Source organism: Streptomyces sp. S.PB5 (genome assembly GCF_030403745.1).
In the GTDB taxonomy this organism is placed as follows: Bacteria; Actinomycetota; Actinomycetes; order Streptomycetales; family Streptomycetaceae; genus Streptomyces.
On record NZ_JAQMWP010000005.1, the window covers coordinates 295,684 to 310,239 of the forward strand.

11 protein-coding genes are annotated in these 14,556 nt (G+C 71.8%); 6 read left to right on the plus strand and 5 right to left on the minus strand.

The features are described 5' to 3' along the window. Positions 1 to 54: 54 nt before the first annotated feature. On the minus strand, positions 55 to 1,302 hold the full coding sequence (locus PH203_RS15280) for a DegT/DnrJ/EryC1/StrS family aminotransferase (protein ID WP_289920484.1): 1,248 nt from the start codon (positions 1,300 to 1,302) through the stop codon (positions 55 to 57). Positions 1,303 to 1,442: 140 nt separating this feature from the next. Continuing rightward, a complete protein-coding gene (locus tag PH203_RS15285) occupies positions 1,443 to 2,552 on the minus strand; it encodes a GNAT family N-acetyltransferase (protein WP_289920485.1) in 1,110 nt (369 codons plus the stop codon). A 219-nt stretch (positions 2,553 to 2,771) separates the two neighbouring features. Here PH203_RS15285 and PH203_RS15290 point away from each other — a divergent pair, with 219 nt between their 5' ends. Further along, complete coding sequence (locus PH203_RS15290; protein ID WP_289920723.1) at positions 2,772 to 3,221, plus strand: MarR family transcriptional regulator; 450 nt, start codon at positions 2,772 to 2,774, stop codon at positions 3,219 to 3,221. Here PH203_RS15290 and PH203_RS15295 read toward each other — a convergent pair. Then, positions 3,205 to 4,419 (minus strand): MFS transporter, encoded by a 1,215-nt coding sequence (locus tag PH203_RS15295; protein WP_289920486.1) that lies wholly within the window; start codon positions 4,417 to 4,419, stop codon positions 3,205 to 3,207. The genes PH203_RS15290 and PH203_RS15295 overlap by 17 nt on opposite strands. Before the next feature lie 163 nt (positions 4,420 to 4,582). On the opposite strand from PH203_RS15295, the gene PH203_RS15300 reads away from it, so the two are divergent. From PH203_RS15300 to PH203_RS15310, 3 genes are all read left to right on the plus strand, one after another. Further along, positions 4,583 to 5,566, plus strand: coding sequence for a transcriptional regulator (locus tag PH203_RS15300; protein ID WP_289920487.1), 984 nt, complete (start codon positions 4,583 to 4,585; stop codon positions 5,564 to 5,566). A gap of 9 nt (positions 5,567 to 5,575) precedes the next feature. Beyond that, positions 5,576 to 6,082: a glutathione peroxidase gene (locus tag PH203_RS15305; RefSeq protein WP_289920488.1), complete on the plus strand. Its 507-nt coding sequence runs from the start codon at positions 5,576 to 5,578 to the stop codon at positions 6,080 to 6,082. 92 nt (positions 6,083 to 6,174) lie between these two features. Beyond that, entirely contained in the window at positions 6,175 to 7,023 is an 849-nt protein-coding gene (locus tag PH203_RS15310; RefSeq protein ID WP_289920489.1) for a MerR family transcriptional regulator, read from the plus strand. A gap of 100 nt (positions 7,024 to 7,123) precedes the next feature. On the opposite strand, the gene PH203_RS15315 is transcribed toward PH203_RS15310, so the two are convergent. Beyond that, positions 7,124 to 9,001 (minus strand): MFS transporter, encoded by a 1,878-nt coding sequence (locus PH203_RS15315; protein ID WP_289920490.1) that lies wholly within the window; start codon positions 8,999 to 9,001, stop codon positions 7,124 to 7,126. A gap of 227 nt (positions 9,002 to 9,228) precedes the next feature. After that, complete coding sequence (locus tag PH203_RS15320) at positions 9,229 to 12,327, minus strand: D-alanyl-D-alanine carboxypeptidase (protein ID WP_289920491.1); 3,099 nt, start codon at positions 12,325 to 12,327, stop codon at positions 9,229 to 9,231. Positions 12,328 to 12,543: 216 nt separating this feature from the next. Here PH203_RS15320 and PH203_RS15325 point away from each other — a divergent pair, with 216 nt between their 5' ends. Beyond that, positions 12,544 to 13,302 (plus strand): GPP34 family phosphoprotein, encoded by a 759-nt coding sequence (locus tag PH203_RS15325; RefSeq protein WP_289920492.1) that lies wholly within the window; start codon positions 12,544 to 12,546, stop codon positions 13,300 to 13,302. Positions 13,303 to 13,641: 339 nt separating this feature from the next. Next, on the plus strand, positions 13,642 to 14,499 hold the full coding sequence (locus PH203_RS15330) for a helix-turn-helix transcriptional regulator (protein WP_289920493.1): 858 nt from the start codon (positions 13,642 to 13,644) through the stop codon (positions 14,497 to 14,499). Positions 14,500 to 14,556 lie beyond the last annotated feature (57 nt).

Sequence of the window (14,556 nt, forward strand, 5' to 3'; positions counted from 1 at the left end):
GAGGTCCGAGACGCCCGCAAGGCCCCCGGACCTCCCTGACCGGGTCCCGCCCGGTCACTGGCCCAGCGGTGCCGGTGGTGTCGTGTCCGGGATCGCCGGGGGGATCGTGGACGGGGTGGTCGCCGGGGGGTGGGCTGTTTTCGTCCGTTCCTTGGTCAGGGATTTGGTGATCTTGCGGGCCAGCAGGGGGTCCGCCGGGAGGACGTGGCGGGCGAACCAGCGGGCCGCGGCGGGGTCCGGGGAGGGGTCCACGAATTCGGCGCCCGCGTAGTCGTCCAGGGGCGGGTCGTAGATGTAGCCGGAGACTATTCCGTGGGCGACCAGGCGTTCGACCAGGGCGTCCCGGTCCTCCACCAGCAGGGGGACCCGGAAGAGCGGGAGCGGGCCGTTGTGGGCGGCTCGGTCACGCAGGGCCGGGGAGGCCCAGGGGGTGCCGGAGAGGAGGGTGACGCCCTCCCGGCGGCGGGACAGGTTCTCGTCCAGGAGGTTCAGGCGGAGGTTGAGTCCCGCGCGGACCAGGCGGCCGTGGCGGGCTCGGTAGTCGTGCAGGTCGACGCGGATCCACGGGTCGTACGGGAGGAGGCTCGGGGCCTCGTCGGCCGACGCCATCAGTCTCGGCGCGTGCAGGGGCATGCGGAAGTCGTCGCGTTCCAGGAGGCCCAGGCGTTGCATGGTGCGCCAGGTGGGGCGTACGAGGTGCAGGCCGCGGATCGTGGAACGGGCCAGGGGGCGGAGGGCGGCCGACAGGTCCGCCTTCAGCCTCGCCGGGGTGAGGAGGTCGTCCCGGAGGAGTTCCAGCTCCCTTCTCGTCCTTGCGTCCTCCACCGCCAGGAAGCCGCCCGCCATCGCCGCCACATGCTTGGACAGGCTGAACGCGGCCGCCTTACCGAAGGTCCCGATCGGCTGCCCGTCCACGTGGGTGCCGATCGCATGCGCCGCGTCCTCGATCAGCGGGATGCCCAAGTCCTCGCAGCGGTCGCGCAGTTCGACGATCCGGTCCGGCATGCCGTACAGGCTCGTCGTCAGCACCGCGTCCACGCTGCGCCAGGTGGACTCCGGCACCGCCGCCGGATCGATGTTGCCGTCCCACGGGGAGACCGGAGCCTGCACCGGGCGCAGGCCGGCGGCGAGGACGACGAAGAGGATCACGTCGTCGTTCACCGGGGACATCAGGACGCGGCCGCCGGGGCGGCACCAGCGTCGCAGGGCCAGGTAGAGCGCGAGTCGTGCCGAGGGCGTGTAGACGCACTCCCGTCCGAGCCGCCGAGTCATCGTCGCGGCGAGCCGCGATCCGTACGGCATCGTCACCTCTTCCAGCAAGGAGTATGTGGAGAGGCGGAGCGTGGGGTCTCCGCAGGGGCACCCGGGAGCGTCGGACGCCCTCGGACGCCTTACCAGCGAGGTACGAACGAGAAGGGTTCCGTGAAGAGAGGAGGTGCGGCTCAGTGCGCCTTCGCGCGCAGGCCGCCCACCGTCTTCAACAGCCGGTCCGCCGGCTCCCGCAGTCGCGGATGCGCCAGGACCGTGTTCCGCAGGCCCCTGACCGGTCTGCGCCACAGGCGGTGTGCCGCCGACACCGGGTGCGGGCGGTAGGCGAAGCCCTCCCCCACGCGCAGTTCACGGGTCTTGAGCCAGTCCTTGTACTCCTTCTCGCCGCGCCCCAGGTCCATCACCCGTACGCCCTGCCGCCCCGCCGCCTGAGCCATGCGCAGATGCATGATCAACCCCGGGGAGTAGTAACGGAGTTCGGGGTCGTACGCCGTGAACCATGCCGCGAAGACGGTGCGCGAGGTGGGGCCGAAGTGGGCGGCGACGGGGCGGTCGCCGGCGTAGACGACGGACAGGACGCCGGTGAAGTGCTCCTCGCGGACCTGGAAGAAGTGCTCGGTGAGACCGACGATCCAGGGGCGGGCGAAGCGGTCCATCCGGCCCGTGCGACGGTACTGGGCGGACTTCCAGCGCATGAGCTGACGTAGCGCCTTCGGGTCGCGCTCGTCGAAGACGAACCTCAACTCACCATGATCGCGGGCCAGTCGGCGTTCCTTCTTCAGGACCGTCTTGGCCAGTCCCGGGTACGCGCCGCGCAGCCACTCCGGGTAGCTGCCCTCGACCGACTTCAGATCGACGACCGGAGAGGCGAACGTCCCGGTGACATACCGCCCGAACGGCTTCTGCTCGTCCACGAGATGGTCGAACTCGAACACCGACAGCCCGCAGGCCCGCAGCAACTCGCCGGTGTCCCAGGTGACTCCGGGCCGGTGGACCAGCGCCTGACAGTCGGAGAGACCGAGCCCGACGGCCCGGCCGACGCCGAAGGCGTTGCGTTCGTACGGGAAGAAGCCGACGGCCTCCCCGTGCTCGTGCAGGACCGCCACCCTCGCCCCCGCACGGTACCTGCCGACCCCGGCCGCGAACTCGGGGGCCAGGAACGGGTTTCCGAAGTCCGGTGACTCGTCCATCACCCGGTGCCAGGCCTCGCGGAGCTCTCCGCCCAGCTCCCCCGGTCTGTGGATCGTGATCTGGTTTCTCATGGAGTTGCTCATGGATCGCATGGGCGACCGCTCCCCCCAGTTACCCCCCATGACGCGCCGGCCGCGTCCTGCCACGCGCACATTGTGCGGTGAGGCTCAAACGTCGCGAAACAGTACGCAGGCTGTCAAGGGTGCCTGTCGTAACGGAACCGCACGGAGCGGGATGTTCCGCTCCGTCGCCGGTGCGGTGTCCGACCCGCCCGTTAAGCTGACCGGATGCCGAAATCCGCAGGTGAGCACATGGGCATGGTGCCCGCCCTGGTCCGCTCGGCGTTCCTGGTGAACGCCGTATACGCCGACTCCAGCCGCACCTTCGGCATCACCCCGCAGCAGGGCCGGCTTCTCTGCGTCCTCATGTCCCACCCCCTCGGCATGTCCGAGCTGGGCGAGATGCTCGGGCTCGCCAGCTCGGGCCTGACCGGGCTGGTGGACCGTACGGTCCTGCGGGGGCTGGTCCGGCGCGAGCCGGATCCCCGCGACGGGCGGGCGGTACGGGTGGCTCTGACGGCGGAAGGGGCCGCGCTCGCCGCGGAGTTCCACTCCGAGATGTGCCGCCGTATCGACGAGCTCCCCTCCGGACTGACCCCGGCCGAGCGGGACCGGCTCGCCGCGCTGCTGTCCCGGGTCGTCGTGGACAACGTCGACAACGTCGACAACAAGGTGCCCGAGATGTTCACGGAGCCGGGCTGACCGGACCGACCGGGTCCGCCGGTACGACGGACGGGAGCCGTTCCTCGCGCCTGCCCGCCGCCCACAGCCCCAGCGTCACCACCACCGACCCTGCCGCCATCACCGTCATCGCGGCCGCCGGTGACGTCAGTTGGGCCACCGAGCCCGCGATCGCCGCCGCCACCCCCTGCATCGTGAGCATCCCCGCCGCGTGCAGCCCCAGGGCCTGGCCCGCGGTCTCGTCCGGGGTGAGGGCCATCAGGCGTTCCTGCTGGACCAGACTCGCGCCGAAGCCCACGGAGGCCAGGGTGACGGCGGCGGCCGCCACGGGGACCGACGGTTCCAGGAAGAACAGCAGATACGGGCCGGACAGCAGCAGGAGCAGCGGAGTGGTGAGCCGGGGGCGCACCGCGGCCGGCACCAGACGGCCGACGGTCACGTCTCCGACGAACATGCCCAGTGCCGCGCAGGCGAACAGGACACCGGCCGCCCGGGTGTCGTAGGAGACGTAGAGGGACTCGCAGCCGACGACGAGGCCGTTCGGGATCCACAGCCCGAGGAAGGCCAGACGGCGGGGCCGGGAGGACCACAGCAGGGCGTTGGTGCGCCAGGTCGCACGCACCGACGGACGGCCCGAGGCGCGCGGCGGGCGGGCGGACAGGCCGAGGCGGACGATGAGCGCCGAGGCGGCGTAGCAACCCGCCGACAGGAGCAGGCAGTCGTGCGGGGACAGGACGGTCAGCAGGGCGCCGCCGGTCGCGTATCCGGCGACCTGCGTCAGCCCGGCGAGCATGTTGAACACCGAACGCCCCAGCAGATAGCCGTCCTTGGAGAGGATCTCGTTCAGCAGCCCGAAGCGCACTCCGCCGCCCAGCGAGGCCACCAGGCCCTGCACGAGTACGACGCCGAAGACCGCCCCGACCGGCAGTCCGGGCAGCGCCAGCACCGCCGTACCGACCGCGAAGGCCAGCGCGACCCCGGCCAGCGCCGTCCTCGGCGGCAGCCGGTCGGCCCCCGAGAGCAGAAAGGTCGCGCCCAGCATCTGCGCCAGCTGCGGCCCGAACATGCTCACCGCCGACAACAGCGGCGACCCGGTCGCCCGGAACACCAGCACCCCGAGCGCCAACCCACCGACCGTCGAGGCAGCGACATTGGCGGCGGAGGCGAGAAAGAGGGGCGTGAACTCGGGGGTCCGGAAGAGATCGCGGTAGCTGCGCATGCGGGGAGTGTGGGGGCGGGGCGAGCGGCGATCATATTGTTTCGCGGAGAAGCGAAAGGCGGGGGCGGCGGTGGGGTGACCGTGGGCCGGACGCCGACGGTCGGACGGTCGGACGGCGTCAGAGTCTTCGACCGCAGCCGGTCCAGGAGGGAGTGAGCTGGTCATGGGCTGGTGGCTGGTCGACGGGGACACTCTTGCCCGTAGCCGGTTCGTGGTCTCCCCGTACGCCGAGGTCTTCGCGAGTCTGAAGCTGCTGCACGCCGGGGTCGGCGCCCACTCCGGCGAGGAGCGCTGGCTCCGTGCCCACCTGCCCGGTTTCCGCGCGTTCCTCGCGGCGGACCCGGTGGCCGCGCGGCTCGTGCGGGCCGGGCTGGGCCGGTCCTGGATCGCCGACTTCCTCACGCCCACCCCGCGCGACGGGGAGACCTTCGAGGAGACGCTGGCCGACGTCCGGGCGGCCGACCCCGCGCAGGCCCGGGCCCATCTGCGGACCGCCCTCGCCGGCCCGCTCCCCGCCGCCCTGGACCGGGACGACCTGCCCGAGCGGGCGGCCGCGCTTCTCACCCACGTCTGGACCGAGACCGTACGGCCGTACTGGGACCGCCGGCGGCGCATCCTGGAGGCCGATGTCGTGGCCCGGACCGCGCAGGTGAGCCGGGGCGGCTGGGCGGCGGCGCTGGACTCGCTGCGGCCCGGGACCCGCTGGCTCGGCGGCAACCGCTTCCAGGTCAACCTGCACGACTACCCGCCGCGCGAGATCTCCGGCGCCGACCTGGTGTTCGTACCGGTGACGCCGACGACGGGCTGGGTGTCCTGGGAGGGCCGCGAGCGGTACGCCGTCGTCTACCCCTGCGCCGGCGCCCTCGCCGAGGACCATGCCCGCCGGCCCGTCCCCGCCGGTCTCGGCGCCCTCCTCGGGACCGCCCGCGCCGGCGTCCTCGTCCTCCTCGGCTCGCCCATGAGCACGACCCACCTGGTCGCCGTCACCGGCCAGCGGCTCGGCTCGGTCGGCCGCCATCTGCGGGTCCTGCTGGACGCGGGGCTGGTGGCGCGGCGGCGGGCGGGACGGTCGGTGCTGTACGAGCGGACGGCGGCGGGGGACGTACTGGTCGAGGCCTCACACCGGCCCGACACTTACCGGAGTTAGCATCCGCTTATGACGCTTTCTGACAGCAACTCCCCCCTCGCCGTCGAGATCAACACCCTCCAGGGCGACGCCGCCGACCTCTCCCAGTACGCCGGCAAGGCCGTCCTCGTCGTGAACGTGGCCTCCAAGTGCGGGCTGACCCCGCAGTACACGGGCCTGGAGAACCTCCAGAAGAGCTACGCCGACAAGGGCTTCACCGTCCTCGGCGTGCCCTGCAACCAGTTCCTCGGCCAGGAGCCCGGCAGTGCCGAGGAGATCGCGGAGTTCTGCTCGGCGACGTACGGCGTGACCTTCCCGCTGACCGAGAAGGTCGAGGTGAACGGCGAGGGCCGGCACACCCTCTACGAGCGTCTCGTCGGCTTCGCGGACGCCGAGGGCCACACCGGCGACATCCGCTGGAACTTCGAGAAGTTCCTCATCGGCCGCGACGGGACGGTCGTGGCCCGCTTCTCGCCGCAGACCGAGCCGGAGTCGGCCGAGCTGGTCGCCGCGCTGGAGGCACAGCTCGCCCGCTGAGCCGCCCGCGCCGGTTGACCTTGCCCCTGGGACAGGGCCGAGCCTCCTCGTCACCGGGCGGAACACACCGTCCGGTGACGGAGGATGAACCGGTGACCGACGAACTGCTCACCATCGGCGCGTTCGCCGCCCGGGCCCGCCTCTCGGCCAAGGCCCTGCGGCTGTACGACCGGCTCGGCCTGCTGCCCCCGGCGCATGTCGACGAGGCCAGCGGCTACCGCTACTACCGCGCGGCCCAGGTGGAACGCGCCCGTCTCGTGGCGATGCTGCGCCGGCTCGACATGCCGCTGGCGCGGATCGCCGAGGTGGTCGAGGCGGGCGGGCCCGCGGGCGCCGACGTACTCGCCGCGTACTGGGCGGACGTCGAGGCGCGGGTGGCGGGGCAGCGGACGCTCGCCGAGTACCTCCGTGGACGACTGTCGGGGAGGAGCTCCGAGATGTACGGGAAGTTCGTGGTGGAGACGGTGGAGCTGCCGGAGCAGGTGGTGATCACCGAGCGGCGGCACACGCTGGCGGACGAGCTGCCGGCCTGGATCGGGGCGTCCCTGGGGCGTCTGGAGGCGGCCTCGCGGGAGTGCGGGGGCGTGACGGCGGCGCCGTTCGTCGTCTACTACTCCGAGGTGTCCATGGAGAGCGACGGGCCCGCCGAGTCCTGCGTACCGGTCGCCGACGAGGCCGCTGCCCGGGCGTGGGCGACGGAGCACGGACGGGCCTGGGAGACACAGGTCCGGGTCGAACCGGCCCAGCGGTTCGCGTACACGCGGGTCACGAAGGCGCAGGTCGCGCATCCCCAGCTGATGGCCGCGTTCGAGGCGGTGGAGGAGTGGATCCGCCGGGAGGGTCTGGCCCAGGCGGGGCCGTGCCGGGAGATCTACTTCGCCGACTGGGACGCGGCGGGGCCGGACGACGCGGTGTGCGACGTGGCGTTCCCGGTGAAGTGACGGTGGGTGGGGGGCCGACGCCGGGTGGTTCGCGCAGCCCGGCGCTTACGGGGTGCCTCCCCCAGAGGGGGGACCCCCAGCGCCGGCGCCCTGCCCACGGTCACTTCAGCTCATCGGGGCACGGAGTCCCCCGCGGCAGCTGATACGGCGCCGCCAGCCTGTACGTCCCCGCCTTCGGTGCCAGGAGTTCCGTCCACTTGTCCCCGTGGACGTCCTCCTCCGTCTCCGTCAGGCAGCCGTTGACGTTGTCGTACGTCTTGGGCTCCCCATCGCCCCGCTCCTTGGACGCCTCGGTCTCCTGAGGCCCCTTGAGGCTCTTGCCGTCGGCGTCGACGATGCTCAGCCACGGCGAGTAGGGGATACGGATGAGGATCCGCCCCGGCTTCCTCACCTGGAGCGTCCACTCGCCCTGCTCCGCGCGTTCGACGACCGCGTTGGGCTCGGCGAGCGGCGCGGGGTCGGTCACGGCGAACAGCTGCCAGTTGGCGTCGCCCCAGACCTGCTTGAGGTACGGCATCCCGCGCTGCACGAGCTGCCGCTCCCGCTCGCCGCCGTCCCCGTCGGGCGCGTCCTTGGGCAGGACGACGAAGTGGACGGCCCACCGCTCCAGCCACTCGTGGTAGTTCGCGGAGTTGAGGGTGTCGTCGTAGAAGAGGGGGTTGCGCTCCATGTCGGCCTGGCGGTTCCAGCCGCGGGCGAGGTTGACGTAGGGCGCGAGGGCGGAGGCCTCCCGGTGGGAGCGCGCGGGCACGACCTCGACCCGCCCCTTCTCCGCGCCGACCTCCTGGAGCTCGTTGACGAGCGGTGCGAGCTCGCGGGCCCAGGAGGCGGTCGGGGTGGTGTGGACGACGTCGTCGACCGACTTGAACCCGATCCACCCGGTGAACACGGCGATGGACAGCACGATCGCGTACCACTTGCGCGAGCGCGGCACCGCGAACGGCAGCGCCGCGACCAGGGCGACCCCTGCGAACAGCATCGGCAGCCGCGAGATGTTGGTCCCGATCTGGGAGCTGATCAGCCAGACGAGGACGACCCCGAGCGAGTACACCCCGGCCGTCAGCCGGACCGTCGTCCACTCCTTGGGGACCAGGACGCAGACCAGGACGCCGTACGCGAAAGGCAGGATCACCGAGCCGAAGGCCATCGGCTGGGTCCCGGAGAACGGGAACAGCCAGGCCGAGACCGCGACCACCACGCTCGGCGCGATCCCCAGTGCCCAGGCGCCCGGCCGCCGCTTCTGCAGGAACAGCGCCGCGGCGACCAGCCCCACGAACAGGCCCGCCACCGGCGAGGACATCGTGGCGAGCGCGGCCAGCGGGGCCGCGCACAGGGCCTTCGCCCAGCGCTTGTAGCGCCAGCGGTACGGCCAGCAGAACACGACGGCGACCGCGCCCAGCGCGAACACCGTGCCGAGTCCGAAGGTGACCCGCCCCGAGGCGGCGTTGCACAGGAACGCCACGACCCCGGCGAGCGCGGCCCACAGCGGGTTCTTCACCGACCGGCTGCGGATGAGGATCATCGTCAGCAGCCCGGCGGAGACGGTCCCGGCGATCATCATCGTCGTACGGACGCCCAGCACCGACATCAGATACGGCGACACCATGCTGTACGACACCGGGTGCATCCCGCCGTACCAGGCCAGGTTGTACGCCGAGTCCGGGTGCCGGCCGACGAACTCCGCCCAGGCGTCCTGTGCGGCGAGGTCGCCGCCGCTGTTGGCCCAGGTGAAGAACCAGACGATGTGCAGCACACCGGAGAGCGCGGTGATGGAGAGAACGGGGTGCTTCAGCAGGCGCTCACGCAGAGCGAGGAAAGCGGTGCGGGCGCGCGACGGCTTCGTCTCCGTACGACCGCTCGCGTGCTCCTCACTCGCGTCACTCGCATCACTCGCGCGTGGCGCGGGTACGCGTATTCGCGGGCCGGTTCCCGGGCCCGGATCGGCGTCGTCGGCGCGTGTCGGCTCGGCTGTGGCCACCTTCAGGCACTCCCCGTGTCCCGTCTTCTGTTCTCGGCCCCGTCCCGTTCCGGCCATGTTCACGGCCGCGTCCCCGGGACCGGCGACCTGCCCCGATTCGTGACGCTAGCACGCTCCCCCACTCTCGGCTTCTCCCCCAGTGCCTGAAGGGCCTGGGAGGTACCCCCAGAGCGGGAGAGGGGCCCCGTCGGTCGGGCTCCCTGGCGGGTACCCGACCGACGGGCGGGTCAGCCGATACGCGTCAGCTTGTCCGTGAAACCGGGTTCCACGAGGTCCTTCTGCAGCGCGACGGGGACCTGGACCGCACCGGTCGAGGCGTCACCCACGGTGAGCGTGCCGACCTTGGCGCCCGCCTTCGCGGTGTGCGGTACGCCGTCGGCGGCGAACGAGACCTTCACCGTGAGCCCCGCCCAGCCGACGGCCGGGACGTCCTTCGCGGCGACGACGGGCGTCTTGCCGCCGAGACCGTCGTCGACGTATCCGACGACGTCGCCCTTCTTCAGGATCGTCGCCGCCTCCAGGTTCGCCTGCGCGGCCCGGATCAGCTTGTCGCCCGCGGACAGGGCGCCCTGGAGGATCGTGTTGTCGAAGCCGCCCTCGGGCTGACGCAGGACCGCGCCGACGACGGTGCGGGTCTCGCCGCCGATCTCCTTCGTCGCCGCGAAGACCAGGTTGCCGCGGGCGGAGGTGGTGGTGCCGGTCTTGATGCCGATCACGTTGTTCCTGCCGACCAGCTTGTTCCAGTTGTACTGCTTGGCGCCCTTGTAGTCGATGTACTCCGGCATCGCCGCGACCTCGCGGAAGACGGGGTCCTTCATCGCGGCCTTGGCGAGCTTCACCTGGTCCACGGCCGTGGAGACGGTGGTGTCGTTCAGGCCCGAGGGGTCGGTGTACGTCGTGTTGGTCATGCCGAGGTCCTTGGCGGCGGCGTTCATCTTCGCCACGAAGCCCTTCTCGGAGCCGGCGTCCCAGCGGGCCACGAGGCGGGCGACGTTGTTCGCGGATGCGAGCAGGATGCCCTGCAGCGCCTCGCGCTCGGAGATCTCGTCGCCGGCCTTCACCTTCACGGTCGACTCGCCCTCCGCGGACGCCTGGTCCTCGGCGGCCTGGTCGACCTTGATCATCGGGCCCTTGGCGTCGCCCTTCAGGGGGTGGTCGCGCAGGATGAGGTACGCCGTCATGACCTTGGCGACACTCGCGATCGGCACGGGCTTCTGGTCACCGGAGGAACCGAAGCTGCCGATGCCCTGCACCTCAAGGGCGGCCTGACCCTGGGCCGGCCACGGGATGTCGGCCTTACCGCCGTCGAAGGTGTAGGTGTCCTTCGCGGTGAGCTCGAGCGACGGGCTCGGCAGCGGACGCACCGCCTGCACGATCGCAAAGACGATCGCGAGGAGGAGGACCAGGGGCGTCCAGATCTTCACCCGGCGGACGGTGGTCCTGAGCGGCGTCTCAGGGGGCGGCGGCGTGTTCGTCAGCTCGGCCAGGAGGTCCAGCGGGGGCTTCGGCGGGAGCGGCTGCTGGGTGGTGCGCTCGGGGCCGATCTGGGGGACGGGGGTGGTGACGTCGGGCTTGAGAGCGACGAACTTGCTGGTGCGCTCCGCCGCCGACGGCAGCTTGAGCATGGTGGTGGGCTGGTCGACCCGGGGCGGCTCGGGGTCGGCCTTGGCGTTTCCGTGGGCACCGCCTGTGCGGCTGGGATCGGTGGGGGTGGGGGGCGCGTCGGCGGCTTGGGGGGTGTTGCCTGTCCGGTCCCCGGGCCTCGCGGGCGCGTCGGTCTGGCCGTCGGCGGCCTGCCGGGCGTCGCCTGTCCTGTCCGCGGCCCACGCAGGCACGTTGGCCTGCCCGGCGTTGCCTGTCCGGTCCGCGGCCTTCGCATCGGCCTTGCCGTCGGCCGCCCCGGGCTCGTCGGCGCCCGTCGGCACGGCGTCCTGCGCCGGCACTGCGTCCCGCACCGGCTCGGCGTCGGCCACCGGCTTCGCGCCCGCCTTCTCGGCGCTGTCCACCGGATCCCCGGCCTCAGGGGCCTCAGAGGCCTCAGGAGCCTCCGTATCGGCCTTCGCGGCGCTCCCGGACGGCTCGGCGTCCTCCGGGGCCGTCTCCCCGGCGCCAGAGCCGTCCTCGTCCGTCGAGTCCCCGGTCCGCACCCACGCCGCGACGGCGGCGCGCAGCCTCGAGTCATCGGGCCCGCCGGTCTTGGCACCGCCGGCAGCCAGGGCGGCGGCGCGGGACCCGGCCTCGGGGGTCTCTCCGTCGACCCCGGTGTCCGTCCCGGCATCCTGCGCGGACCCTGCCGGGGAGGCCCCGGAGGTCTCCGCGTCGGGCACGGCACCGGTCACCGGCTCGGCGTCGCGGGCCTCGGCGTCCTTCGCGGGGCCGTGCACGGGGGTCTCCGCGTCGGCGTCCTCGGCGGAGCCGTTCTCGGGGGCCTCGGCCTCCTGTGCGCTCGTCGAGGGCTCGGCGTCGGTCTCAGAGCCGGCGTCACCCGTGCCCGGAGCGTGGGTCCCCGCCGCGGCCCTCTCCGGACGTCCGGCGTCGTCGGACCCGGAGCCGGCCGCCGTCCCGGCGTCTTCCGAACGCCGGGCGTCCTCGGCGCGCCTTGCGCCGACCTCGGCCCCGGCGTTTTCCGAGCGGGCAGCGTCCTCCGCGTGCCCAGCACCGTCCGCGGCCCCGGCATCTTCCGAACGCTCGGCACCGTCCGCGCGCCCAGCGCCTTCCGCAGCCCCGGCATCTTCCGAGCGGGCGACGCCATCCTCGGCCCCGGTGCCTTCCGAGCGGCTGGCGTCCTCCGCGTGCCCGGCACCGTCCTCGGCCCCGGCGTCCTCCGCGCGGTCGCCGTCGTCCGCGTGCCCGGCGCCTGCCGCGCGCTCCGCGCGATCGGCGTTCCCGGCGCCCTCCGCAGCCCCAGCCCGGGAACCGGCGCCAGAGCCCTCGGCCTTCGCCTCAACGTCGTCCTCGGTCGCGTCCGCGCCCCGCGCCGAACCCTCCGCTACCGAGCCGGAAGCGGAAGTGGCACCGGAATCGGAAGCGGAACTGGAACCGGAACCTTCCGCCTCGGCCGCCGCGGCGCCCCCCGTGGAGTTCTCCGCGTCCGAGTCGGCCCCCGCTTCCTCCGCCGACGCAGCCGCCCTGGCCCTCGCCACGTCCCGGGCCGAGATCACTCGCGTCGCCGTGTCCACGCCACCGCGCGGAGCCGGGGACGGCTCCGTGTCGCGTGCCACCGCGAGGCGCGGGTCTCGGGCCTCGGGAACCGGGCCCGTGCTCCCCGACGTCGGTTCTGCCGACGACTCGCGCTGCTTCGACCTGTCGGGGAACTCGCCCGCCACCGATGCCTCCTAAACCGTGAACCCGTCTGAACCGCCCGCCCCGACACCGCTCCCCCGCGCTGTCCGAACCATGTACCAGTGTCCTGTGTGAGGGCTTGGCTCCTGCGGTAGACGAGAACGACATACCTACCGGTTCCACTACAAACAGGTCACGCACCCTCGACAGACCAATGTGAGAGGGGTCACCCTGTCTTTCATCCACGCGGGGAGGCATGGATGGGCAGGAGCCGCAGAACACTTCCGGAGGAGCTTCTGCTGCTGGCGTTGGACCCGGCCACGGGTACCACCGCACAGCCGCAGTCGCTCGACCTCGGTCTGGCCGGAGCACAGCTAGTGGAGCTGGCGCTGGCCGGACGGATAGCCCCAGACGGGGATCGTATCGCCGTGGTAGCCCCACGGCCGACTGGAGATCCGACACTGGACTGCGCACTGGAGTTGCTGCGAAGGCGTGGCGCTCCCGTGCGGGCGGTCCACTGGATTGGCGGGCCGCGTCTCGGGCTGCGCCAGACCTACCTCTCGCATCTGGAGCGGTGCGGCATGGTGCATGCCGTGGCGGGCCAGATGTGCGGGGTGTTGCCGACGACTCGCTACCAAGCGACGGACAACGCCATCAGCCGGGAGATCAGGGCCCGGCTGGACTCCGCGATCCGCACCGGCGTACCGCCGGACCCGCGGACCGCGGCGCTCGCCGCACTGGCGCACGCGGTCGGCCTCGGCAAGCACCTGTATCCGGGCAACGAGGGACGGTCCTCTCGCTCCCGGCTGCGGGACCTGATCAGGCACGACCCCATGGGCGGTCTCGTGGCGCACGCCGTGATGGACGTCCAGAACGGCGTCGCGGCCCAGCCGCGCCGCAGCCCGGCTCCGCAGACCGGCCGCCCGGCCGGACCAGGAGCCAGGCAGGCAGCGGAACCCGCCCGCGGTGTTCCGGTGCAACCGCGCCGCGGTTCGATGGCGCGTGTCGTGGCTCACTGAGCCGCAGTGCCACGACACGACGACCCGTAGAACCGCAGCACAGCAGCACCACCGCACCGCTTGCACCACACGCACCTCCGGCGCATTCCCAGACCCGGTATCCGGGAGCCGCTGGTCCGCGCGGGGCGGCGAGACCGTGTGTCCGGACGACACCACGGCTTCGCCGTCCCGCGCGGCCGTTTTTGTGACGCCCGTCCTCCGATCATGGCGAACTGGCGTGTATCCAGCGCATATCCACTGTTTCCCAGCGGTAGAAACCACCTTGGTGGCAGTCTGCTCAACAGCAGATACGCAAAGTGGCAATGTCTTCAAGGCACGCAGCCGGAGGTGCACGTTCCCGTGGCGTCCAATGTCAATCCCACTGTCAGGCGACGCCGGCTCGGCCAGGAGCTGCGTCGGCTCCGTGAACTCAAGGGCATGACGGCCGAAGAGGTGGCCGAACGGCTTCTGGTCTCGCAGTCGAAGATCAGCCGGCTGGAGAACGGCCGGCGCAGCATCAGCCAGCGCGACGTCCGCGACCTGTGCGGGGTGTACGAGGTCGAGGACCACCGGATCGTCGACTCCCTGATGCAGATGGCCAAGGACAGCCGCCAGCAAGGGTGGTGGCACTCCTTCGGCGACATCCCCTACAGCGTCTACATCGGACTGGAGACGGACGCGGCGAGCCTGCGCGTGTACGACCCCCAGGTCGTCCCCGGTCTGCTCCAGACCCGCACCTACGCCGAGTCCCTCATCTCCGGCGCGCTTCCCGAGGCCACGCCCACCGACATCGACAAGCGTGTCCAGGTGCGGCTGCGCCGACAGGAACGTATCTCTGCCGCCGACAACCCGCTCCGGCTGTGGGCGGTCCTGGACGAGGCGACGCTGCGCCGCGAGGTCGGCAACCGGCAGGTGATGATCGAGCAGTTGGAGCATCTGGTCGAGATGTCCCAGCTGCCGCATGTGACGGTCCAGTTGATCCCGTTCACGATGGGCGCGCACCCGGGGGTCAGCGGGCAGTACGCGATCCTCGAGTTCCCCGACGCCGCCGACTCCAGCGTGGTCTACATCGAGGGCGTGACAAGCGACCTCTATCTGGAGAAAGCACAGGATGTGCAGAAGTACAGCGTCATGTACGAGCACTTGCGGGCACAGGCCCTGAACGCGGACCAAAGCAGGGATTTCATCTCGAAGGTCGCGAAGGAGTACGCACGCTGACCCACTCTGTAAGGCAGGGTGCCGGAAGGTACACCCAGTCCGGTCGTAATGGAAGAC

What these genes read in the sequence shown, in the direction of transcription:
- PH203_RS15285 (WP_289920485.1), bottom strand. Translation starts at nt 2,552, where the DNA reads ATGCGATCCATGAGCAACTCCATGAGAAACCAGATCACGATCCACAGA.
- PH203_RS15295 (WP_289920486.1), bottom strand. Translation starts at nt 4,419, where the DNA reads ATGCGCAGCTACCGCGATCTCTTCCGGACCCCCGAGTTCACGCCCCTC.
- PH203_RS15300 (WP_289920487.1), top strand. Translation starts at nt 4,583, where the DNA reads ATGGGCTGGTGGCTGGTCGACGGGGACACTCTTGCCCGTAGCCGGTTC.
- PH203_RS15280 (WP_289920484.1), bottom strand. Translation starts at nt 1,302, where the DNA reads ATGCCGTACGGATCGCGGCTCGCCGCGACGATGACTCGGCGGCTCGGA.
- PH203_RS15305 (WP_289920488.1), top strand. Translation starts at nt 5,576, where the DNA reads ATGACGCTTTCTGACAGCAACTCCCCCCTCGCCGTCGAGATCAACACC.
- PH203_RS15325 (WP_289920492.1), top strand. Translation starts at nt 12,544, where the DNA reads ATGGGCAGGAGCCGCAGAACACTTCCGGAGGAGCTTCTGCTGCTGGCG.
- PH203_RS15290 (WP_289920723.1), top strand. Translation starts at nt 2,772, where the DNA reads ATGGGCATGGTGCCCGCCCTGGTCCGCTCGGCGTTCCTGGTGAACGCC.